Source organism: Chromobacterium indicum (genome assembly GCF_039708975.1).
In the GTDB taxonomy this organism is placed as follows: domain Bacteria; phylum Pseudomonadota; class Gammaproteobacteria; order Burkholderiales; family Chromobacteriaceae; genus Chromobacterium; species Chromobacterium piscinae.
Genome location: NZ_JAYFSJ010000005.1, coordinates 158,407 through 179,707 on the forward strand (window position 1 = coordinate 158,407; position 21,301 = coordinate 179,707).

Consider the following 21,301-nt stretch of genomic DNA (forward strand, 5'->3'; position numbering starts at 1 on the left):
CACCGCAATAAAACAGAAGAGGTTCGCCCTTGACCACTCCTCCCCCCCCTCCCGTGGTGCTGACCCTGGCCGGTTCCGACCCCTCCGGCGGCGCCGGCATCCAGGCCGACATCCTGACGCTGGCCAGCCTGGGCTGCCATCCGCTGTCGGTAATCACCGCGATCACGGTGCAGGACACCGTGGGCGTCAACGACCTGATGGTGCTGGACGCGGACTGGGTCAACGACCAGGCCCGCTTCCTGATGGAAGACATGCAGGTGGCGGCGTTCAAGATCGGCATGCTGGGCAGCGTGGAAAACGTCGCCGTGGTGGCGCAGCTGATCGCCGACTACCCGGACATCCCGGTGGTGCTGGACCCGGTGCTGGCCAGCGGCGGCGGCCACGAGCTGGCCGACGAAGACCTGATCGGCGCGATGCGCGACATGCTGATTCCGCAGGTGTCCATCCTGACGCCGAACAGCTTGGAGGCGCGTCGGCTGGCCAGCAACGATCCGGACGAGGACGAGGAGCTGACGCTGGACCAGTGCGCCGAGCGCCTGCTGGGGCTGGGCTGCCCTTACCTGCTGATCACCGGCACCCATGAAAACACCAAGGAAGTGGTCAACAGCCTGTACGGCCAGGACGGCGTGGTGCGCGCCGACCACTGGGAGCGGCTGCCCGGCAGCTATCATGGCTCCGGCTGCACCTTGGCCTCGGCGATCGCCGGCATGCTGGCCACCGGCCTGTTGCTGCCGGAGGCGGTGCGTGAGGCGCAGGAATACACCTACCAGACGCTGGTCAACGGCTTCCGCCCCGGCATGGGCCAGTTCCTGCCGGACCGGATGTTCTGGGCGCGCGGCGACGACGAGGAAGACGGCGATGCCGCCAAGAGTTGAGGGCCTGTACGCGGTGACGCCGGATGGCCTGGACGACGCCCGCCTGTTCGCGCTGGCCGAAGCGGCGCTGGCCGGCGGCGCGAACGCGCTGCAGTACCGCGACAAGAGCGGCGACGCCGCGCGCCGGCTGCGCCAGGCGGCCGAGCTGCGGCGGCTGTGCCGTGTCCACGGCGCGCTGTTCATCGTCAACGACGATGTCGAATTGGCGGAGCGGATCGGCGCCGACGGCGTCCACCTGGGCCGGGACGACGGCGACATCGCCGCCGCGCGCGTCCGGCTGGGCGCGGACGCGGTGGTGGGCGCGTCCTGCTACGACCGCATCGAGCTGGCGCGCGCGGCGCTGGCCGCCGGGGCCAGCTACGTCGCCTTCGGCGCGGTGTTTCCGTCGCGGACCAAGCCGAACGCGGCCGCCGCGCCGCTGTCGCTGTTCGCCGAGGCGGCGGCGCTGGGCGCCAACGCGGTGGCGATAGGCGGCATCGCGCCGGCCAACGCGGCGCAAGTGGTCGAGGCCGGCGCGGACGCGGTCGCGGTAGTAGGGGGGATATTCGAAGCGGCCGACACGGCGGCGGCGGCTCAGGCGCTGGCGGGCCTGTTCACAGCACGGTGATGTCGGCCAGCCGGTAGCTGCCGGCGCGGTCTTCCTGGCAGAAGACGCGGGCGCGCACGGTGACGGCGCGGCCCTTCAGCTTGGCCATGTCCTCCTGGCTCAGCGCCAGGCTGCGCATTTCCTGCTCGCCGCAGGCGCCGTCGTCGTCCAGCCGCAGCGGATGATCCAGCTTCAGATGATAGGCCTGGAACAGGGTGCCTTCGGCCTTGCTGCCGGAGCGCACGGGACCGATCACGGTGCCATGCAGGGTCAGGGGGGCGGCGGAATCTCCGTCGATGCGGAAAACCTGGCCGGCGGCATGGCCGGCCAGGCTGCTCGCCAGCATGAAGCCGGCCAGCGCGGTACTGCAGAGCTTACTCATCCCGATGAATCTACCAGTCCATTATTTTTTTCAGACTTGTGCCGCCATTTCACCAGCGATTCATCTGTCCGACAATCAGGGATATCCCGACGTTGGCCAAATAAAAAAAGCCCACGTTTGATGACGGGGGCTTTTTTCAATGCCGGAGAACGGCTCAGCCGTTGACCTTGCGGTACAGCTGGATCAGCCGGAGGGTGGAGCTGTCATGCTCGGCCTGGCCCAGCTTGCCGGTCAGTTCGGCGTGGATGGTCTTGGCCAGCTGCTTGCCCAGCTCCACGCCCCATTGATCGAAGCTGTTGATGTGCCAGATCACGCCCTGGACGAAGATCTTGTGCTCGTACAGCGCGATCAGCGAGCCGAGATTGCGCGGGTCCAGCCGGCTCATCAGCAGGGTGTTGGTGGGGCGGTTGCCATCGAACACCTTGTGCGGCACCAGATCGTCCAGCGCCGCGCCCTTCAGGCCCTGCTCCGCCAGTTCGGCGCGCGCCTCGTCGGCGGTCTTGCCGCGCATGAAGGCCTCGGCCTGGGCGAACACGTTGGCCAGCAGGATCTCGTGGTGGCCCGGCAGGCTGGAGCGGTTTTCCAGCGAGGCGATCAGGTCGATCGGCGAAATATGGGTGCCCTGGTGCAAGAGCTGGAAGAAGGCGTGCTGGCCGTTGATGCCGGTCTCGCCCCAGATGATGGGCGCGGTTTCAAAGTCGACCGGCTGGCCGTCCAGCATGGTCTTCTTGCCGTTGGACTCCATGTCCAGCTGCTGGATGAAGGCCGGCAGCCGGTGCAGGTACTGGTCGTAGGGCGCGATCACGTGGCTGCCGCCGCCGTAGTAGTTGATGTACCAGACGCCTATCATCGCCAGCAGCACCGGCATGTTCTGCTCGAACGGCGCGTTCATGAAGTGCTGGTCCATGATGTGGGCGCCGTTGAGCAGCTCGGTGAAGTTTTCTTCGCCCAGGTAGAGCATGATGGGCAGGCCGATGGCCGACCACAGGCTGTAGCGGCCGCCGACCCAATCCCAGAATTCGAACATGTTCGCCGGGTCGATGCCGAAATCGGCCACCGCCTTCTGGTTGGTGGACACTGCGACGAAGTGCTTGGCCACTGCCTTTTCGTCGCGGGCGCGGGCCAGGAACCACTCGCGCGCGGTCAGCGCGTTGGTCAGCGTTTCCTGGGTGGTGAAGGTCTTGGATTCCACCACGAACAATGTGGTTTCCGGGTGCACCTTCTTCAGCGTTTCCTTCAGCTGCGCGCCGTCGACGTTGGAGACAAAGTGCATGTTCAGCCGCGGATGGCCGAAGGGCTTCAGCGCGCTACAGACCATCAGCGGGCCGAGGTCGGAGCCGCCGATGCCGATGTTGACGATGTCGGTGATCGGCTGGTTGGTGTAGCCCAGCCAGTCGCCGGAGCGCACCGCGTGGGCAAACTTGCCCATCCGCTCCAGCACCGAGTTGACCTTGGGCATCACGTCCGCGCCGTCGACGCGGATCGGCGAGTTGGTGCGGTTGCGCAGCGCCACGTGCAGCACCGCGCGGTCCTCGGTGCGGTTGATCTTCTCGCCCTTGAACATCGCCTTGATGCGCGCGGGCAGGCCGGCTTCGCGCGCCAGCTCCATCAGGCCCAGCAGGGTGGCGTCGGTGATGCGGTTCTTGGAATAGTCGAGGAACAGTCCGCCCACTTCCAGCGAGTAGCGTTCGGCGCGGCCGGGATCGGCGGCGAACAGGTCTCGCATGTGCAGGTGCTTGGCCTCGGCAAAATGATCCCACAGGGATTGCCAGGCCGGCAGTTCGGTCAGTTCACTCATGATGTCTCGTCCTATTCCTGTTGTTTATTGTCCAGCCTGCGGTTCTTCAGGCTGTGCTTGGTCTTTTCCAGCTGGCGGATCAGGCCCGGGCCGCGGCGCAGCGCCACGCTGACGGTCAGGATGTCGATCTGCACCAGGTGCACGATGCGCGAAATCATCGGGCTGTAGGTTTCGTTGTCTTCCAGCGTGTCGGCGATCAGCGACACCGTGGCGCGGCGCGCCAGCGGCGAACCGCTGGTGGTCAGCGCGATCACCTTGGCGCCGGAGGCCAGCGCCACGTCCACCGCGTCCAAGAGCTCCATGGTGCGGCCAGAGCTGGATATGGCCACCAGCACGTCATCCGGGCCCAGCACCGACGCCGCCATCATCTGGATGTGGGTGTCGGAATAGGCGACGGTGGGGATGCCGAAGCGGAAGAACTTGTGCTGGGCGTCGGCGGCGATGATGCCGGAGTTGCCCAGGCCGTAGAACTCGATGCGGTTGGCGTCGGTCAGCAGCCGCACCGCGGCCTCTATCGCCTGCGGATTGACGTCGTTGCGGCACTTCAGCAGCGCCGACACGGTGTTGTCGAACACCTTGGCCACGATCTCGGACGTGGGGTCTTCCGGCCGCACGCTGGAATGGACGTAGGGCACGCCGGTCACCAGGCTGCCGGCCAGCTTCAGCTTGAAGTCGGGCAGGCCGGAGCAGCCGACGGTGCGGCAGAAGCGGATCACGGTGGGTTGGCTGACGCCGGCGTTCTTGGCGATCTCGGCGACGGCGGCCTGGATCACGGTGTACGGCTGCTCCAGCACCAGATCGGCCACCTTGCGTTCGGCCGAGGACAGCTGTTCCAGCTGGCCGCGAATGCGATCAAGCATGCATGTCTCCTGCGGTGCCGCCGCGAGGATGGGTGGTCGTGTCCACCGGGGCCGGGTCGCGCGGCGCCAGGTGGTCCGCCAGATGGGCGGCCACGCCCGGCAAGGCCGGATAGGCGCTGGTGATCAGGTAAACCGGGATGTCGGCCAAGTAGGCCGACATCCGCCCCTTGTCCTCGAAACGGCGGCGAAATGGGGATTGTTCAAAAAAACCGCTCAAACGCGGCACAATACCACCACCTATGTATACCCCGCCACGGGCACCGAGGGTCAAGGCCAGGTTCCCGGCCGCGGAACCCAGCAATCCGCAGAAGATTTCCAGCGTTTCGCGGCAGCGCGCATCGGCGCCGGACAGGCCGCGGGCGCTGACTTCGGATGGGGCCAGATCGAGCTCCGCCGCGCCGTCCAGCGCGCACAGCGCCCGGTGCAGCAGGCTGAGGCCGGAGCCGGACAGCAGCCGTTCGTGGGACACGTGGCCAAAGCGGGCCGAGACGTAGCGCCAGATGCCGATCTCGCGCTCATTGGCCGGCGCGAACGAGGTGTGGCCGCCCTCGCCGGACAGCGCGCGCCAGCCGCCGGCGTGCGGCACCAGCGCCGACACGCCCAGGCCGGTGCCGGGGCCGATCAGCGCCAGCGGCGAATCCGGCCGCGGCTCGCCGCCGCCTATCCTTGAGAGCTCGCCGCGCGGCAGCCTGGGCAGGGCCAGCGCCAGCGCGGTGAAATCGTTGAGCAGCAGCAGCGTGGAGAAACCCAGCGCGCGGCGCGTCGCCTCGATCGAAAACCGCCAATGGCAATTGGTCATCGTCACCTGGTCGCCGTTCAGCGGATTGGCGATGCCGATCGCGGCGTGGGCGACGCGGCGCGCGCCGACCTGGGCCAGGTAGTCGCGCAGCGCGTCCTCCAGCGTCGGGTAGCGGTCGTTGGACAGCGTCAGGATGTCTTCAATCACCCCGGGCGCGGTTTCCAGCGCGAAGCGCGCGTTGCTGCCGCCGACGTCGCCGAGCAGCCGCGGCCAGGCTTCAGGCAGACCAGTAGACATCGAGCGGCACCTTGTCCTGGGCCAGGAAATGGCTGATCGGCAGCGCGTCGTCGGGGCCGGCGGCGGCGGCTTCCAGCACTTCACGCTTCTTCGCGCCCTGGATGGACAGGATCAGGCAGCCGGCCTGCAGCAGCGCGGCGTAGCTCAGCGACACCCGGCGGTGCGGCGCGGTTTGCGGCGTCACCGCCAGGAAGGGCGCCGGATTGGCCGGGTCCAGGCCGGCGGCCAGCTCCGGCGCGCCGGGGAACAGCGAGGCGGTGTGGCCGTCCTCGCCCATGCCCAGGATGGCGACGTCCGGCGCGATGAAGTCGCGGTTGTCGGCCGCCACTTCGGCGTCGATATTGGCGACGGCGCGCACCAGCGGCAGGAAGCGGGCGGTCGCGGCGCGGCCCTGCAGCAGGTGTTGGCGCACCAGCGCGCCGTTGCTGTCGGCGTGGCCGGGGGTGACGAAGCGCTCGTCCACCAGGCTGACGGTGACGCGCGCCCAGTCTATCGCCATCTCGGACAGCAGTTTGAACAGCGGGATCGGCGACTTGCCGCCGGATACCGCCAGCGCCGCGCTGCCGCGGCTTTCGATGGCCGCCGCCAAGCGGGCGGCGACGCTGTTGGCCAGCGCGTCGGTCTGCTGCGCGGCGTCGGGGAATTCCAGCCAGTTCATGTCAGCACTCCTCGTGCCAGCTGATGCCGTCGCGCGACAGCAGCGCGCTGGACGCGGCCGGGCCCCAGCTGCCGGCGGTGTACTGTTTGGGCGGGCTGTTGGTGCTGGCGGTCCAGGTGTCCATGATCGGCTCCACCCAGCGCCAGGCCTCGATCAGCTCGTCGCGGCGCATGAACAGCGCCAGCTTGCCGCGGATCACGTCCAAGAGCAGGCGCTCGTAGGCGTCGGCGCGGCGCACCTTGAACGCCTTGTAGAAGTCCAGGTCGAGGTAGGTCGGCTGCAGGCGCATGGTGTCGCCCGGCTCCTTGGCCAGGAAGTACAGGCGGATGCTTTCCTCCGGCTGCAGGCGGATCACCAGCCGGTTGGCGTGGTGGCTGCCGCCTAGCGGGCCGGAAAACACCTGGTGCGGCACGTCGCGGAAATTGATGACGATCTCGGCCAGGCGCTCCTGCATCCGCTTGCCGGTGCGCAGGAAGAAAGGCACGCCGGCCCAGCGCCAGTTGTCGATCTCGGCCTTGATGGCGACGAAGGTCTCGGTCTGGCTGCCGGCCGGGATGCCGTTTTCCTGCTGGTAGCCCACCACCGGCTGGCCGCCGCTGGCGCCGGCCTTGTACTGGCCGCGCACGGTCTTGGCGGCGACGTCCTGCTCGGCGAAGGGGCGCAGCGCCTTCAGCACTTTCAGCTTCTCGTCGCGGACGGCGTCGGCCTCCAGATTGGCCGGCGGCTCCATCGCCACGATGCAGAGCAGCTGCAACAGGTGGTTCTGCACCATGTCGCGCAGCGCGCCGGTGCCGTCGTAGAAATCGCCGCGGCTGCCGACGCCCAGTTCCTCGGAAATGGTGATCTGCACGTCGTGGATCCATTCGCGGCGCCACAGCGGCTCGAACAGCGCGTTGGCGAAGCGGATCGCCATCAGGTTCTGCACCGACTCCTTGCCCAGGTAGTGGTCGATCCGGTACAGCTGCTCTTCCTGGAAGAAGCGGGCGACGTCGTCGTTGATCTCGTTGGACGAGGCGAGGTCGGTGCCCAGCGGCTTCTCCAGCACCACCCGCACATTGGGACGGTTGAGGCCGACCGCGGCCAGGTTTTCGCAGATGCCGGCGAACAGATTGGGCGCGGTGGCCAGGTAGCACACCACCACCTTGCCGGCGTCGTCGCCGATTTTCTCGGCCAGGGCCGGGAAGTCGGCGGCCTGGGAGGCGTCGACGCGCAGGTAGTCGATGCGGCTACAGAAGCTCTGCCAGGCGGCGTCGTCGAAATGGGCCTTGATGTGGATGCGGGATTGTTTTTCGACGGAAGCCAGGTAGTCGTCGCGGCTCAGATCCTTGCGGCCCAGGGCCAGGATGCGGCCCTGCTCGTTGAGCAGGCCGGCGGCGTGGGCCTGGTACAATGAAGGCAGCAGCTTGCGCATCACCAGGTCGCCGGCGCCGCCGAACAGCACCATGTCAAAGGCCGGAGTAGGGGTAGAACGAGTCTCCATCCTGATCTTCCATCTCGTTAAGTGTATTAGATGTAGTTATATTACCATTCGCCATCGTGCTGTCTACGTCGGTACAGACGATGTGGCCGCTTTTGCAACACCATTTGCCCTGGCGCAAAAATCGGTTATTTCCGCTGGAAATCCTTGAGAAGAAATAGGATAGTCGTCTTGGGCCGCCGCTGGCGGCGCGTAGCGAACCTTGCATTTTGAGTGTAGTAAAACTACCATCAGTTTCAAATCCAATTACGGAATGTCATCATGGCCTTGCATCCCACCCTGTCCGCCGTCACCGACCGCATCGTCGCGCGCAGCCGCGCGCGCCGCGACGCCTACCTGGCGCGAGTGCGCGCCGCCGCCCAGCAGGGCCGGGTGGAACGCGCCCAGCTGTCGTGCACCAACCTGGCCCACGCCTTCGCGGCGATGCCGGATACCGTCAAGATCCACCTGAAGGAAGAGCACCGGGCCAACCTGGCGATTGTATCTTCCTACAACGACATGCTGTCGGCCCACCAGCCGCTGGCGGCCTTCCCGGCCTGGCTGAAGGAGGCCGCGCTGGCTGCCGGCGCCACCGCCCAGTTCGCCGGCGGCGTGCCGGCGATGTGCGACGGCGTCACCCAGGGCCAGCCAGGCATGGAGCTGTCGCTGTTCAGCCGCGACGTGATCGCGATGAGCACCGCCGTCGCGCTGTCGCACCAGATGTTCGACGCCGCGCTGTATTTGGGCGTGTGCGACAAGATCGTGCCGGGCCTGATGATAGGCGCCCTCACCTTCGGCCATCTGCCGGCGCTGTTCGTTCCCGCCGGCCCGATGACCACAGGCATCGCCAATGACGAAAAGGCCAAGGTGCGCCAGCTGTACGCCGAGGGCAAGGTCGGCCGCGACGCGCTGCTGGAGTCCGAGTGCCAGTCCTACCACGGCCCCGGCACCTGTACCTTCTACGGCACCGCCAATTCCAACCAGATGCTGATGGAGATCATGGGCCTGCACCTGCCGGGCGCCGCCTTCGTCAATCCGAACACCGCGCTGCGCGAGGCGCTGACCCGCGCCGCCGCGGTCCAGGGCAAGAAGATCGCCGCCCAGGGCGAGCAGTTCACCCCGGTGGGCGAGATGATCGATGAGAAATCCATCGTCAACGCCATCGTCGGCCTGCTGGCCACCGGCGGCTCCACCAACCACACCATGCACATCGTCGCCATCGCCCGCGCCGCCGGCATCGACGTCAACTGGGACGATTTCGACCAGCTGTCCGCCGTGATTCCGCTGTTGGTGCGCGCGTATCCGAACGGCAAGGCCGATGTGAACCACTTCCACGCCGCCGGCGGCATGGGCTTCGTGATCCGCGAGCTACTGTCGGCCGGCCTGCTGCACGAGGACGTGGGCACGGTGATGGGCCGCGGCCTGTCGCATTTCACCCAGGAGCCGTGGCTGGACAACGGCGAGCTGAAATGGCGCGACGCGCCGGCGGTCAGCGGCGACGACAGCGTGCTGCGTCCGGCGTCCAATCCCTTCTCCGCCGACGGCGGCCTGAAGCTGATGGCCGGCAACATCGGCCGCGCGGTGATCAAGGTGTCGGCGGTGAAGCCGGAACACCGCGTGGTGGAAGCGCCGGCGGTGGTGTTCCACGACCAGAACGACATGCTGGCGGCGTTCAAGCGCGGCGAGCTGGAAAAAGACTTCGTCGCGGTGATCCGCTTCCAGGGCCCGCGCGCCAACGGCATGCCGGAGCTGCACAAGCTGACCCCGGCGCTGACCATCCTGCAGGAGCGCGGCTTCAAGGTGGCGCTGGTGACCGACGGCCGCATGTCCGGCGCGTCCGGCAAGGTGCCGGCCGCCATCCACGTGTCGCCGGAAGCGCTGTCCGGCGGCGCCATCGGCAAGGTCCGCGACGGCGACCTGATCCGCGTCGACGCGCACACCGGCGAGCTGTCCGCGCTGGTGGACGCCGCCGAGTGGGCGGCGCGCGAACAGGCCCAAGCCGATCTGTCGCACAACGATTACGGCATGGGCCGCGAGCTGTTCGCGGTGTTCCGCCACGGCGCGGACGAGGCCGAGGCCGGCGCGATGAGCTTCCGCCACCCGGCCTGGAACTGAGCGCGGCCGACACAATTCAGCAAGGCGGCGCGGCATGCGCCCGCCAACAGGAGAGAGAAATGGATGCATTGTCTGTACTGCGCCAGGGCCCGGTGGTTCCGGTGATCATCGTCAACGACGCCGCGGTGGCGGTGGACCTGGCCCGCGCGCTGGTGAACGGCGGCATCAAGGTGCTGGAAGTGACGCTGCGCACCAAGGCCGCGCTGGCGGCGATGCGCCGCATGCGCGACGAAGTGCCGGAAGCCATCGTCGGCGCCGGCACGCTGCGCAACCGCGCCCAGCTGGAGGCGGCGGTGGACGCCGGCGCCCAGTTCGGCATCAGCCCGGGCTTCTCCGGCGAGCTGGCCTCGGCCGCGCGCGCGTCCAGCCTGACGCTGATACCCGGCATCGCCACCCCGTCGGAAGCGATGTGGGCGCAGGACGAAGGCTTCAACACGCTGAAGCTGTTCCCGGCCGAGGCGGTAGGCGGCGTCAAGCTGTTGAAGTCGCTGGCCAGCCCCTTCCCGGACCTGCGCTTCTGCCCGACCGGCGGCATCGACATCAAGAAAGCGCCGGAATACCTGGCGCTGCCCAATGTGCTGGCCGTCGGCGGCAGCTGGCTGACTCCAGACGATGCCATCGCCGCCCGCGACTGGGACCGCATCACCGCGCTGGCCCGCGAGGCCTGCCAGCTGAGCGCCGGCTAAGCGCCCCGCTGCCGCTGCATCGATGCCGCCCACGGGCGGCATTTTTCATGGCCGCGCTTGGGCTTGGCGCTGTTGGAAAACCTCGCAGACCCTGAGCCGAGGCTCGCCGGCGCAGGACCAAGAGTTTGTCTAGGCGAACACCCGCTCGGCCATGTGGTCGATGAAGGCGCGCAGCCGCGGCGGCATCGCCGGCGTCGCCGGCCACAGCAGATACATGTTCCCGCTGCGCGCCACCGCGGGCGCGTCCAAGGGTACCAGCGCGCCGGCGGCCAGCTCGCGCCGGACGGAGAAGTCCGGCAGGCAGACGATGCCCATGCCGCGCACCGCCAGCTCGATCAGCGCCTCGCCGGTGTTGCAGCTGGCGCTGACCGGCGGCGAGGCATCTTCCCCCTCGGCGTCCAGCAGCGGCCACGGCAGCAGCTTGCCGCTGTGGGGCAGCCGGTAATGCAGGCAGCGGTGGTGTCGCAGATCGCGCGCGGTCCGCGGCGCGCCGTATTCGGCCAGATAGCCGGGCGAGGCCAGCAGCCGCATGTGGTAGCTGCCCAAGCGCCGCGCGGCCAGCCGGGAATCGCCGGGCTCGCCGCCGCGCACCACCACGTCGAAGCCCTCGCCTATCACGTCCACCAGCCGGTCGCTGTAGTCCAGGTCCAGCGCCACCTGCGGGTAGCGGCGCATGAAGTCGGCCAGATGCGGCGTCAACAGCCCGCTCTCGTGCGGCACGCCCACCTTCAGCCGGCCGCTGGGCGCGGCCAGGCCCTGCTGCAACTCGCGCTCGGCCGCTTCCGCCTCTTCCAGGATGCGCAGGCAGCGCGCCAGGTATTGCTGGCCCTCGGCGGTCAGCGCCAGCCGCCGCGTGCTGCGGTGGACCAGTCGCGCGCCCAGCCGCTGTTCCAGCCGCGCCAAGCCCTTGCCCACCGCCGACGCCGACAGGCCCAGCCGGCGGCCGGCCGCCACCAGGCTGCCTTGGCGCGCGATCTGGGCGAACAGCTCGATTCCGCTCATTCTGTCCATGATTTTTCCATGATTGCGGAAATGAATTCCGTTATGAGCGGCATGCTAGCCCATTTATCCGTCATGAGCGCGCTTTTAGCATCGGGGGTCTAAACGAGAGGGAGCTCTGACATGCAAATTTGCGCACCGGCAGCCAGCCATGCGTTGGCCGCCAAACTGGATGAGACGATAGACGCCGCGCTGGCGGCGAGCCGCCTGGTCGGCGTGGAAGTGTTGTTGGCGGTGGACGGCCGGATGCGCTACCGGCGCGCGGCCGGCTGGTCCGATCGGGAGGCCGGCGCCGCGCTGGCGGAAAACGGTTTGTTCCGGCTGGCGTCGTTGAGCAAGCTGTATGTCGCCTGCGCGGCGATGCGGTTGGCCGTCCGCGGCGAATTGCGGCTGGACGCGGCGGTCAGCGATTACCTGCCGTATTTCGCGCCCGGCTTGGCCGACGGCTCGGTTCCGGCCATCACCTTGCGCAGCCTGCTCAGCCATACCTCGGGCCTGGGTTACGGCTTCCTGCAGCCGGCGGGAGGCGCGTACCGCGCGGCCGGAGTATCCGACGGCCTGGACCATGCCGGCATCAGCCTGGAGGACAATTTGCGCCGGCTGGCGGCCTTGCCGTTATGGCACGCGCCCGGTACGGCGTGGACCTACTCACTGGGCCTGGATGTGATGGGCGGCGTGCTGGAGGCGGTTTGCGGCGCGCCGTTGGCGGACATCGTGCGGCGCGAAGTGGCCGTGCCGCTGGGGTTGGCCGATACCGGCTTCCACGCCGCCGATCCGGCGCGCCTGGGCGCGGCCTACGCCGATGGCCCGGTCAGGATGGCGGAGCGGCATGCTTTGCAGATGGCGCCGGAACTGGCGGGGATCGATTTCGCGCCGGGCCGGGCGCTGGACGCGTCCGCTTTTCCGTCCGGCGGCGCCGGCATGGTGGGCACCGCGTCGGATTTCCTGGCGCTGCTGGAGGCCTTGCGCCGCGGCGGCGATGGCTGGCTGCCGCCGGAGGCGGTGGCCGAGCTGGCGCGCAGCCACACCGGCGGCCTGGAAATGGAAGGCTGGCCGGGCTGGTCGCATGGCTTGGGCTTCGCCGTGCTGCGCGATCCCGCGGCAGCCGGCTTGCCGGCGAGCCGGAACAGCTGGCGCTGGCTGGGCGCTTACGGCCATGGCTGGCTGGTGGACCCCGCGCGCGGCATCAGCCTGGTGGCTTGCAGCAATACCGCTTTCGAAGGCGCGATCGGCGCGTTCGGCGCGGAGCTGATCGCCGCGGTGTACGCGGGGCTGGGCCATCGCGACGGGGAGGCCGCCTGATGCCCGCCGCCATTTACCTGCTCAGCCTGTGCATTTTCGCGATGGCCACTTCGGAATTCATGGTGGCCGGCATGATGCCGTCGCTAGCGGCGGCGCTCCACGCCTCGCTGGCCGATGTCGGCAATCTGGTGTCGGCCTTCGCCGCCAGCGTGGTGGTCGGCGGGCCGCTGCTGACCTGGCGGCTGCGCGCGGTCCGGCGCAAGCCGGCGCTGCTGGGCTTGTTGGCGGTGTTCCTGATCGGCCAGCTGATCGGCGCGACGGCCGACGGCTATCCGCAGATGCTGGCGTCGCGCATCGTCTGCGGCGTCGCCCAGTCGGCCTTTTTCGGCGTGGCCCTGGCGCTGGCCGGCGAGCTGGTGGGCATGGACCGCATCGCCCGCGCCGCCGGCCTGGTGCTGAACGGCCTGATGCTGGCCTCGGTGGCCGGCCTGCCGATGGCGACGCTGCTGGATCAATACTGGGGCTGGCGGCCGGCGTTCTGGCTGGTGGCGGCGCTGGTGGGGTTGGCGATGCTGGGCATCGCCGCGAGGGTGCCGGCCGGGGAGCCGCCCGCATGCCAGCAGGCCGGCGGGGAATGGCGCGCGCTGGCGCGGCCGGCCTTGTGGGCGGCTTATCTGTCCAGCGGCCTGATCATCGGCGCGGTGTTCGCCGCCTTCACCTACCTCGCGCCGTTGTTGCTGCGCGTCAGCGGTTTTTCCCCGGCGATGGTGCCGCTATTGTTCGGCGTCTACGGCGCGGCGACGGTGCTGGGCAATCTGGTCACCGGCCGCCTGGCCGACCGCCACACCCGGCGCGTGCTGCAGGGCGGCGTCCTGACGCTGTTCGCTGTGATGCTGGCGTTGGCGTTGGGCGCGCAATGGCAGGCGCTGGCCGTGGCCGGGGTGTGCTTGCTGGGGCTGGCCGGCTTGCCGATGAATCCGGCGATGGTGGCGCGGGTGGTGCGCGCCGGCGGCGCGGGGCCGATGGTGAACAGCCTGCACATGGCGGTGGTGAACCTGGGGCTGATGTTCGGCGCCTGGGCCGGAGGGCTGTGCCTGGATGCCGGCTGGGGATTGCGGGCGCCGCTGTGGCTGGGCGCGGGATTGGCCTTGCTGGCCTGGCTTAGTCTGGGGCTGGATAGGCGTGGCGACAGTTGGCAGGCCAAGGCCCGCCCGGTGGATGTGTCGGTTTGATGGAGCCGTAGGGTGTGACACCCGGCCTATTATTCTTCTTTGCAAAACCTTATCTGCCGGGCGTCGCACCACGCCCAACTCATGCCGGCGCGATGCCCGGCTGTTGAACGCTCCGCCTCGATGAGATTTAGGCCGGGTATCGCACCCTACGGCCCTAACGTTTGACGTGAGGGTCGTCGTAACTGCGAAGCCGCAGAGGGAACCCACCAGTGCAGATTGAGAAAGATCCCTTTCGACGGCATTATTGGGCGTCACAAAGACGCTTACAGCAAGCCATTTTGCTGTAAGACTCTCTCTAAAAACTGGTGTCCATGCTCCAGTTGTTGAGGACGCTCCTTCGTTGCAAGACCGGGGAAGATGCGCTTCGATGTCTTAACGGGATCTGTGTCGTAACCAATCGTTTCTGGGTACATAGCCAAGTACCAGATTTGGAACGCCTGCATCGAGAAGGTGAGTGGGTGGCCGAGACCTCCGCACTCAATGGAGGCAATGAACACCAGATGGTCGTTCTCTTCCTCGTCAAATGACAAGGTTGTCTCAGAATCTCTATCTGCGTGTTTTAAATAGTTCTGAGCTGCATTGAGAATGTCTAAGGCCTCCTTCTTGCTTACCCCAGAATCATTAATGATCTGTGTTCGCCAGGAGGATCCACGCTTTTGATTTTCTGCAAGGTCGCCCAAGATACCATGGGCAGCACCAGCTAACGTACGCACAGCCAACGGATCGCCATCAGTGAATAGCAAGCCGATAGCAATATCAAGTTGCCGAGTAGCTGCATCGAACTTGGTGCAGGTTACTTTCATGACGCCCAACTTGTAATTAACCACCCGAAACGTCGAGTGTAAACAACCGCCCATGGCGCGGCTTGGCCGCAGGCCATACCCGCGATTCCCGATAATTCCCGCGCGCTACAGCTGGCGCACCACCGCCAGCTCGCCCGGTCTGCCCAGGTGATAGCCCTGGTACAGCTCGACGCCGAGCGCGCGCATCGCTTCCAGCTGCTCGGTGGTTTCCACCCCCTCCACCAGCATGCGGCTGCCGATCTGCCAGCCGAACTCCAGCAGCGCCGGCAGCCTTTGCGTCTGGCCCGCCATGTGGTCCAGCAGCAGGCTGCGGTCGATCTTGATGATGTCCGGGCACAGCTCGTTCATTTTGTCGCGGCGGGCGGGCAGCGCGCCGAAATCGTCCACCGCCAGGCCGAAGCCCATTTCCGCCGCGTGGCGCATGCCGTTCAGCAGCGGCTGGCCATGGTGCTCCACTTCGAATTCCGGCAGTTCGAAGATCACGCCGCCGCTGTCCAGCTCCACGCTTTGCAGCATGCTGGTCAGCAGCGGCAGGTGGGTGCGGCCGCTCTGATCTTCCTGCACAGTCGCGGGCATCAGGTTCAGGCACAGGCAGCCGCCCTGGCCGCTCTGGGCGAAGTTGCGCACGTGGATCAGCCGCGCCAGGCGGTCGGCCTCCAGCGCCAGGTCCGGCGCGAGCGAGGCGAGAAAGCGGTCCGGCGCCAGCCATTCGCCGCTCTCGTCCACCACGCGCAGCAGCGCCTCGTGGCCGAACAGGCTGCCGCCCTTGTAGAAGATGGGTTGGAACGCGCTCAGCAGGCGATAGCCGGCCAGGCTGGCGCAGTAGCGGCCGGAAGCGTCGCGGTACAGCATGCTGCCCGCCTGCGCGCCAAGAGTGGGCTGCATGGCGCACCTGCCTTGGAGAGGAATCGATGCTTCAGCATAGCAAAATCACGTAGCGGAATAAGACGCGCTAACAAAATCTTGCAGAGTATTCCGGCCCGCGGAGCCGTTGTCTTTCCGGCCTTGGGGCCAGCGGCAGGCGTTCATTCCGCCAGGTGCAGCTGGGTACCGGACTCCTGGATGACGCGGGCGATGGCCGGCGGCACCGGCTTGTCGGTGAACAGCGCGGCGATCTGCGACAGCCGGCCCAGCTCCACCAGCGCCGGGCGGTCGAACTTGCTGTGGTCGGCGGCCAGAAACACCTGGCGCGACTGCTGGATGATGGCTTCGGTGGTGCGCACCTCGCGGTAGTCGTAGTCGCGCAAGGTGCCGTCGGCCTCGATGCTGGACACGCCGATGATGCCGTAGTCGACGCGGAACTGGCGGATCATCTGCACCGTCGCCTCGCCGGTCAGGCCGCGGTCGCGCTTGCGCAGCGAGCCGCCCAGCACGATCACCTCGCAGTCCGGGTAGTCGCACATCTGCTCGGCCACGTGCAGGTTGTTGGTGATCACCCTCAGGCCGCGGTGGCGGTGCAGCGCCTTGGCCACTTCTTCGGTGGTGGTGCCCAGGTTGATGAACAGCGAGGCGTTGTCCGGGATGTGGCGGGCGACGCAGGCGGCGATGCGGCGTTTTTCCTCTATGCACAGCACCTGCCGCGCCTGGTAGGCGACGTTCTCGACGCTGGACAGCACGCTGGCGCCGCCGTGATAGCGCTGCAGCAGCTGGTGTTCGGACAGCAGCGCGATGTCGCGGCGTATGGTCTGGCGGGTGACGGCGAAATGGTCGGCCAGCTTCTCCACGCTGACGTAGCTCTCGCGCTTGACCAGGTCCAGCAGTTCTTGTTGACGTTGATTCAGGATCAGCATTCTTGTTGTTTCTCCGCGTATTGCGGCTGATTGTAAGCGATTTGCATCCGCGCCCGTCAACGCCCGGCCGGGCTAGCCCAGCAGCCGCGCGCGGGTCTCCTCGGCGATGGCGAGGCAGCTGGTCAGTCCCGGCGATTCGATGCCGAACAGGTTGACCAGGCCCTTCGCGCCGTGGACCGCCCGCCCCTGGATGACGAAGTCGGCGTCCGGCTCGCCGGGGCCGGCGATCTTGGCGCGGATGCCGGCGTAGCCGGGCGTCAGCGAGCCGTCCGGCAGCTGCGGCCACCAGGCGCGCACCGCGTGGTAGAAAGCGGCCGCGCGCGCCGGGTCGACGTGGTAGTTGACGCCGTCCACCCATACCACGTCCGGGCCGAAGCGCGCCTGGCCGCCCAGGTCCAGCGTCAGGTGGCTGCCCAGGCCGCCGGCTTCCGGCAGCGGGTAGATCAGCCGCGAGAACGGCGCCAGGCCCTGCAGCGAGAAATAGACGCCGCGCGCGTAGCGGGCTTTCGGAACCGCATCGACGGGCAGGCCGGCGATGGCGCGGGCGAGGTCGGGCGCGAACAGGCCGGCGGCGTTGACCACTTTGTCCGCCAGCAGCTCCATGCCGGCGACGCGCAGCACGATGCCGTCGGCGGTGACCGCGCCGCCCTCCACCGGAGATTCCAGCGCCAGCTGCGCGCCGGCGGCTTCGGCGTCGCCTAGCAACGCCAGCATCAGCGCGTGGCTGTCGACGATGCCGGTGGACGGCGACAGCAGCGCCGCCGCGCAATCCAGCGCCGGCTCCAGCGCGCGGGCCTCGGCGGCGGAGAGCCGGCGGATGTCGTCCACGCCGTTGGCGAGGGCCTGCTTCTCCAGCACGGCGAGCCTGGCCAGCTGGCCGCGGCGGCTGGCGACGATCAGCTTGCCCAGCCGCCGATGCGGCACCGCCCGTTCGGCGCAATAGCGGTACAGCGCGTCGCGCCCGGCCACGCACAGCTTCGCCTTCAGGCTGCCGGCCGGGTAGTACAGGCCGGCGTGGATCACTTCGCTGTTGCGGCTGGACGCATGCTGGCCTATCGCCCGCTCGGCCTCGACGATCACCACCTCGCGCCCGGCCTCGGCCAGCGTTTTGGCGACGGCCAGGCCGACCACGCCGGCGCCGATGACTACCGTGTCTATCCTGTCCATCGGTCTGTCCTCATGCCTGGGCGCGCCGCATCGCGACGCGGTTGCGCAGCCCGGCCTCCGCCTCGGCGCGCAGCAGGTCGGCCAGCGCGCTGCCGGCCGGCGGCTCGAATTCCATAAAGCCGTGGCGGCGGTAAAACGGCGCGTTCCACGGCAGGTGGGCGAAGGTGGTGAGCGTGACGGCGGCGCAGCCGCGCGGCCCGGCCTGGGCCAGCGCGTGCCGCAGCAGCGCGGAGCCGATGCCGCGGCGGGCGTGGTCCGGGTCCACGTCCATCTCGGCCAGGTGCAGCTGGCCGTCCAGGATCTCCGCCAGCGCGAAGCCGACCGGCTGGCCGGCGTCGTCCGCCACCCACAGCAGGCCGGCGTCGCGGGCGGCGCTCAGGGTCTCTGCCGGCAGCGTGTGCTCGGACAGCGTGGAAGGCAGGTCCGCGGGGGAAAACAGCCGCGCGGCGCGGCGTTCTATCCGCGCCAGCAGCGGCAGTTCGGCCGCCTCGGCCGGGCGGATCAGCAAGCCGTTTTCTATCATGTGGTCCTCAGTTGTTCGGCGGCCAGCCGGCCCAGCCGGGCGATGGCCGCCTGCTGCGCGGCGTCCCAGGGCTGGCCGAAATTCAGCCGCAGGCAGTGGCGGAAGCGGGGCTCGGCCGAGAACAGCATGCCCGGCGCGAAGCTGATCGATTCCTTCAGCGCCGCTTCCAGCAACCGGCCGCTGTCCAGGCCCTCCGGCCCCTCCACCCACAGCAGCAGGCCGCCCTGCGGCCGCCGCAGCCGGGTGCCGCGCGGAAAGGCGGCCAGCACCGCGTCGGCCACCCGCTCCATCTGCTCGGCCAGCCGCGCGCGCAGCCGCTGCGAGATGCGGGCGTAGTCGCCGCTGGCCAGCAGGTCGGCCAGCGTGCCCAAGAGCAGCGCCGGGCTGACCAGGCTGCTGCTGGCGCGCAGCCGCTCCAGCGCCGCGTGGTGGCGGCCGCCGGACAGCCAGCCCAGCCGGAACGACGGGGCCAGGCTCTTGGTGAACGAGGCGCAGTAGATCACGTCGCCGTCGCGGTCCCAGGCTTTCAGCGGCGTCGGCCGGCGCTTGCCGAAGTACAGTTCGCCGAACACGTCGTCCTCGATGATGGATACGCCGTGGCGGCGCGCCAGCGCCAGCAGCCGTTTCTTGTTGTCGTCCGGCATCAGCGCGCCGGTGGGGTTCTGGTAGTTGGTCACCGTCACCAGGCAGCGCACCGGCGGGCCGTAGCGCAGCGCGAACTCCAGCGCCTCCAGCGACAGGCCGGCGTCCGGCGTGCACGGAATCTCCAGCGCCTTCAGCCCTAGCGCCGCCAGCGTCTGCAGCAGGCCGAAGTACACCGGCGTCTCCACCGCCACCGTGTCGCCGGGGCGGGTCAGGTGGCGCAGCGCCAGGCTGATGCCTTCGGTGATGCCGTTGCAGAACAGGATCTCGTCCGGCTTCACCGCCAGCTGCCAGGACGCGGCCATCTGTTGCAGCTTCAGGCACAGCCGCTCGTGCTGGATGGCCGGCAGGTAGGCGCCGATCAGCTCCGGCTGGCGCAGCAGCGTCTGCTGCAGCCGCCGCGCCAGATCCGCCGCCGGGTACAGGCTGTGGTGGGCCTCGGCCATGTGCAGCTGCACCGCCACGTCCGACGCCGACAGCGCCACCAACTGCGACATGCGGCTGTCCACGTCCACCAGGGTGGCCGGCGACGGCAGCGCGCGGGCGGGCGGCTGGCCGTCGGCGCGGGCCGGCAGCGCGGCGTAGAAGCCGGCGCGCGGCCGCGCCACCACCCGCTGCTTCTGCTCCAGCCAGCGGTAGGCGGCCAGCGCGGTCAGGCTGTTGACGCCGTGGTGGGCGGCCAGCTGCCGCACCGAGGGCAGCTTGCCGCCGGGCGGGAATTCGCCGGCGTCCAGACGGGCCTGCAGCAGCCGGGCGATGTCCTGGTATTGCGGCATGGGCTTAGTCGACGATGAACAGCTTGGCGCCTTGCGGCGCGCGGGAGCGATGGGCTTCGGCCCGGTCCGCCACCTGGTAGCTCATGCCGGGCGTGAGGATGAAGACGCGGCCGTCGTCCAGCTCGGTGTGCAGCTCGCCCTCCAGGCACAGCAGGATGTGGCCCTTCTCGCACCAGTGGTCGGCCAGGTAGCCGGCTGTGTATTCCACCATCCGCACCCGGATGTCGCCGAACTGGCGGGTGCGCCAGTAGGCGCGGCCCTGTTCGCCGGGGTGTTCGGCGGCGGGAATATCCGCCCAGTCGGTGACGCCGAAGGGAATGCCGGTCAGCTGCATGCGGGGCTCCTGAGAATGGCTGTTATATAGAACAGATGCGGCCCAGCATAAACTGTTTGGCGCGCTTGTGGGAGTCCGCGGCGCGCAGGCCGTGGCACGCTGGCGACATTGGTTTTCATCAGGAGAGTCGCCATGTGGCAAACCTTGCGGCGCGACGCCGCCCCTTCCACCCTGCTGGCCGCCGTTCTGGCCTTGCTGGTCGGCTTTTCCGGCCCGTTCTTGATCATCGTCCACGCCGCGCAATCGGCCGGGCTGTCGCAGGGGCAGCTGGCGTCCTGGGTATGGGCGGTGTCCATCGGCTCCGGCGCGGCCGGCCTGTGGCTGAGCCTGCGCTGGAAAACGCCGGTGATCGCCGCCTGGAGCACGCCGGGCGCGGCGCTGCTGCTGGCCGCCCTGCCTGGCGTGCCGTATCCGGAGGCGGTGGGCGCCTTCCTCGCCGCCGCCGCCATCGTCACGTTGGTGGGCGTCAGCGGCTTGTTCGATCGGCTGATGGCGCTGTTCCCGCCGGCGCTGGCGGCGGCCTTGCTGGCCGGCATCCTGTTTCATTTCGTCGGCGAAGTGGTGGCCGAGGCGACGGGCCATCTGGGCTTGGTGCTGGCGATGGCGGCGCTGTTCTTCATCGGCCGCCGCTGGTTTCCGCGCTGGGCGCTGCTGGCCGCCATCGCGGCGGGCGCGGTCTTGTCCGCCGGCGAGTTGCATGCGCCGGCGGCCGCGTCGTTGCATGCCGTCGCCGCGCCGTTGTTCACCTGGCCGGCCTGGTCGTGGTCCGCTTTCATCAACCTGGCCCTGCCGCTGGCGCTGCTGGCGCTGACCAGCCAATTCTTGCCCGGCATGGCGGTGCTGCGCGCCTTCGGCTACCAGGTGCCGGCGCGCTCGCCGGTGACCGCGCTGGGCCTGGCATCGATGCTCACCGCGCCGTTCGGCGGCCACGGCGTCACGCTGGCGGCCATCATCGCCGCCATCTGCACCGGGCCGGAAGCGCATCCGGACCGCAGCCGCCGCTATGTGGCCGGCGTGTTCTGCGGGCTGATCTACATCGTCATGGGCGTGATGGGCGGCGCGCTGGCGGCGCTGGCGCTGGCCTTGCCCAAGCCCTTGCTGGTGACGGCGGCCGGCCTGGCGCTGTTCGGCACGCTGGCCTCATCGCTGGGCGCGGCGCTGGCCGATGCCGAGCACCGTGAGTCGGCGTTGCTCACCTTTGTGGTGGCGGCCTCTGGCGTCAGCTTCGCCGGCCTGGGCGCGCCCTTGTGGGCGATGCTGGCCGGCGGCCTGCTGTGTCGGCTGCTGAGCCCGGTCAAACCCGCGCCGGAAAAGGCCGTGGAGGCGCCGGCGCGCTGAGGC

21 protein-coding genes are annotated in these 21,301 nt (G+C 68.7%); 7 read left to right on the plus strand and 14 right to left on the minus strand.

Features of this window, described 5'->3' with window-relative positions:
• The first annotated feature begins 29 nt into the window (after window positions 1-29).
• On the plus strand, window positions 30-875 hold the full coding sequence (gene thiD / locus VA599_RS08790; RefSeq protein ID WP_346788291.1) for a bifunctional hydroxymethylpyrimidine kinase/phosphomethylpyrimidine kinase: 846 nt from the start codon (window positions 30-32) through the stop codon (window positions 873-875).
• Window positions 859-1,482, plus strand: coding sequence for a thiamine phosphate synthase (gene thiE, locus VA599_RS08795; RefSeq protein ID WP_346788292.1), 624 nt, complete (start codon window positions 859-861; stop codon window positions 1,480-1,482). Before thiD ends, thiE begins: the two co-directional genes overlap by 17 nt.
• Here thiE and VA599_RS08800 read toward each other — a convergent pair.
• The 6 genes from VA599_RS08800 to zwf all read right to left on the minus strand — a co-directional run bounded on the left by VA599_RS08800 (window position 1,469) and on the right by zwf (window position 7,675).
• Window positions 1,469-1,843, minus strand: coding sequence for a hypothetical protein (locus tag VA599_RS08800; protein WP_346788293.1), 375 nt, complete (start codon window positions 1,841-1,843; stop codon window positions 1,469-1,471). The genes thiE and VA599_RS08800 overlap by 14 nt on opposite strands.
• Before the next feature lie 154 nt (window positions 1,844-1,997).
• Window positions 1,998-3,641, minus strand: coding sequence for a glucose-6-phosphate isomerase (pgi, locus tag VA599_RS08805; RefSeq protein WP_346788294.1), 1,644 nt, complete (start codon window positions 3,639-3,641; stop codon window positions 1,998-2,000).
• 11 nt (window positions 3,642-3,652) lie between these two features.
• Complete coding sequence (gene hexR / locus VA599_RS08810) at window positions 3,653-4,501, minus strand: transcriptional regulator HexR (RefSeq protein WP_021478900.1); 849 nt, start codon at window positions 4,499-4,501, stop codon at window positions 3,653-3,655.
• Window positions 4,494-5,537, minus strand: coding sequence for a glucokinase (locus tag VA599_RS08815; protein ID WP_346788295.1), 1,044 nt, complete (start codon window positions 5,535-5,537; stop codon window positions 4,494-4,496). Before VA599_RS08815 ends, hexR begins: the two co-directional genes overlap by 8 nt.
• A complete protein-coding gene (gene pgl / locus VA599_RS08820; protein WP_346788296.1) occupies window positions 5,518-6,195 on the minus strand; it encodes a 6-phosphogluconolactonase in 678 nt (225 codons plus the stop codon). The genes VA599_RS08815 and pgl overlap by 20 nt, the downstream gene beginning before the upstream one ends.
• A 1-nt stretch (window position 6,196) precedes the next feature.
• Entirely contained in the window at window positions 6,197-7,675 is a 1,479-nt protein-coding gene (gene zwf / locus VA599_RS08825) for a glucose-6-phosphate dehydrogenase (RefSeq protein WP_104945804.1), read from the minus strand.
• Window positions 7,676-7,933: 258 nt separating this feature from the next.
• Here zwf and edd point away from each other — a divergent pair, with 258 nt between their 5' ends.
• Together edd and VA599_RS08835 are read left to right on the plus strand one after the other, a co-directional pair.
• Entirely contained in the window at window positions 7,934-9,766 is a 1,833-nt protein-coding gene (edd, locus tag VA599_RS08830; protein WP_346788297.1) for a phosphogluconate dehydratase, read from the plus strand.
• A gap of 59 nt (window positions 9,767-9,825) precedes the next feature.
• The gene (locus VA599_RS08835) at window positions 9,826-10,452 is read left to right on the plus strand and encodes a bifunctional 4-hydroxy-2-oxoglutarate aldolase/2-dehydro-3-deoxy-phosphogluconate aldolase (RefSeq protein ID WP_021478905.1); all 627 of its coding nucleotides are present in this window, start codon (window positions 9,826-9,828) and stop codon (window positions 10,450-10,452) included.
• A 129-nt stretch (window positions 10,453-10,581) separates the two neighbouring features.
• On the opposite strand, the gene VA599_RS08840 is transcribed toward VA599_RS08835, so the two are convergent.
• A complete protein-coding gene (locus VA599_RS08840; protein WP_346788298.1) occupies window positions 10,582-11,463 on the minus strand; it encodes a LysR family transcriptional regulator in 882 nt (293 codons plus the stop codon).
• A gap of 111 nt (window positions 11,464-11,574) precedes the next feature.
• Here VA599_RS08840 and VA599_RS08845 point away from each other — a divergent pair, with 111 nt between their 5' ends.
• Together VA599_RS08845 and VA599_RS08850 are read left to right on the plus strand one after the other, a co-directional pair.
• Window positions 11,575-12,753: a serine hydrolase domain-containing protein gene (locus tag VA599_RS08845; RefSeq protein ID WP_346788299.1), complete on the plus strand. Its 1,179-nt coding sequence runs from the start codon at window positions 11,575-11,577 to the stop codon at window positions 12,751-12,753.
• Window positions 12,753-13,925 carry an MFS transporter gene (locus VA599_RS08850; protein WP_346788300.1) on the plus strand — a complete coding sequence of 391 codons (1,173 nt, stop codon included), beginning with the start codon at window positions 12,753-12,755 and terminating at the stop codon, window positions 13,923-13,925. Before VA599_RS08845 ends, VA599_RS08850 begins: the two co-directional genes overlap by 1 nt.
• Before the next feature lie 263 nt (window positions 13,926-14,188).
• Here VA599_RS08850 and VA599_RS08855 read toward each other — a convergent pair whose 3' ends face one another.
• From VA599_RS08855 to VA599_RS08885, 7 genes are all read right to left on the minus strand, one after another.
• A complete protein-coding gene (locus VA599_RS08855; protein WP_346788301.1) occupies window positions 14,189-14,728 on the minus strand; it encodes a hypothetical protein in 540 nt (179 codons plus the stop codon).
• Window positions 14,729-14,833: 105 nt separating this feature from the next.
• A complete protein-coding gene (locus VA599_RS08860) occupies window positions 14,834-15,613 on the minus strand; it encodes an EAL domain-containing protein (RefSeq protein WP_346788302.1) in 780 nt (259 codons plus the stop codon).
• A 140-nt stretch (window positions 15,614-15,753) separates the two neighbouring features.
• Window positions 15,754-16,518, minus strand: a complete 765-nt coding sequence (locus VA599_RS08865; protein WP_429838594.1) for a DeoR/GlpR family DNA-binding transcription regulator — start codon at window positions 16,516-16,518, stop codon at window positions 15,754-15,756.
• Between the two features lie 72 nt (window positions 16,519-16,590).
• A complete protein-coding gene (locus VA599_RS08870) occupies window positions 16,591-17,685 on the minus strand; it encodes an NAD(P)/FAD-dependent oxidoreductase (protein WP_346788303.1) in 1,095 nt (364 codons plus the stop codon).
• A gap of 10 nt (window positions 17,686-17,695) precedes the next feature.
• Window positions 17,696-18,208, minus strand: coding sequence for a GNAT family N-acetyltransferase (locus tag VA599_RS08875; RefSeq protein WP_346788304.1), 513 nt, complete (start codon window positions 18,206-18,208; stop codon window positions 17,696-17,698).
• The gene (locus VA599_RS08880) at window positions 18,205-19,626 is read right to left on the minus strand and encodes an aminotransferase-like domain-containing protein (RefSeq protein ID WP_346788305.1); all 1,422 of its coding nucleotides are present in this window, start codon (window positions 19,624-19,626) and stop codon (window positions 18,205-18,207) included. The genes VA599_RS08875 and VA599_RS08880 overlap by 4 nt, the downstream gene beginning before the upstream one ends.
• Before the next feature lie 4 nt (window positions 19,627-19,630).
• Window positions 19,631-19,960 carry a DHCW motif cupin fold protein gene (locus VA599_RS08885; protein WP_346788306.1) on the minus strand — a complete coding sequence of 110 codons (330 nt, stop codon included), beginning with the start codon at window positions 19,958-19,960 and terminating at the stop codon, window positions 19,631-19,633.
• A 132-nt stretch (window positions 19,961-20,092) separates the two neighbouring features.
• Here VA599_RS08885 and VA599_RS08890 point away from each other — a divergent pair, with 132 nt between their 5' ends.
• On the plus strand, window positions 20,093-21,298 hold the full coding sequence (locus tag VA599_RS08890; protein ID WP_346788307.1) for a benzoate/H(+) symporter BenE family transporter: 1,206 nt from the start codon (window positions 20,093-20,095) through the stop codon (window positions 21,296-21,298).
• Window positions 21,299-21,301 lie beyond the last annotated feature (3 nt).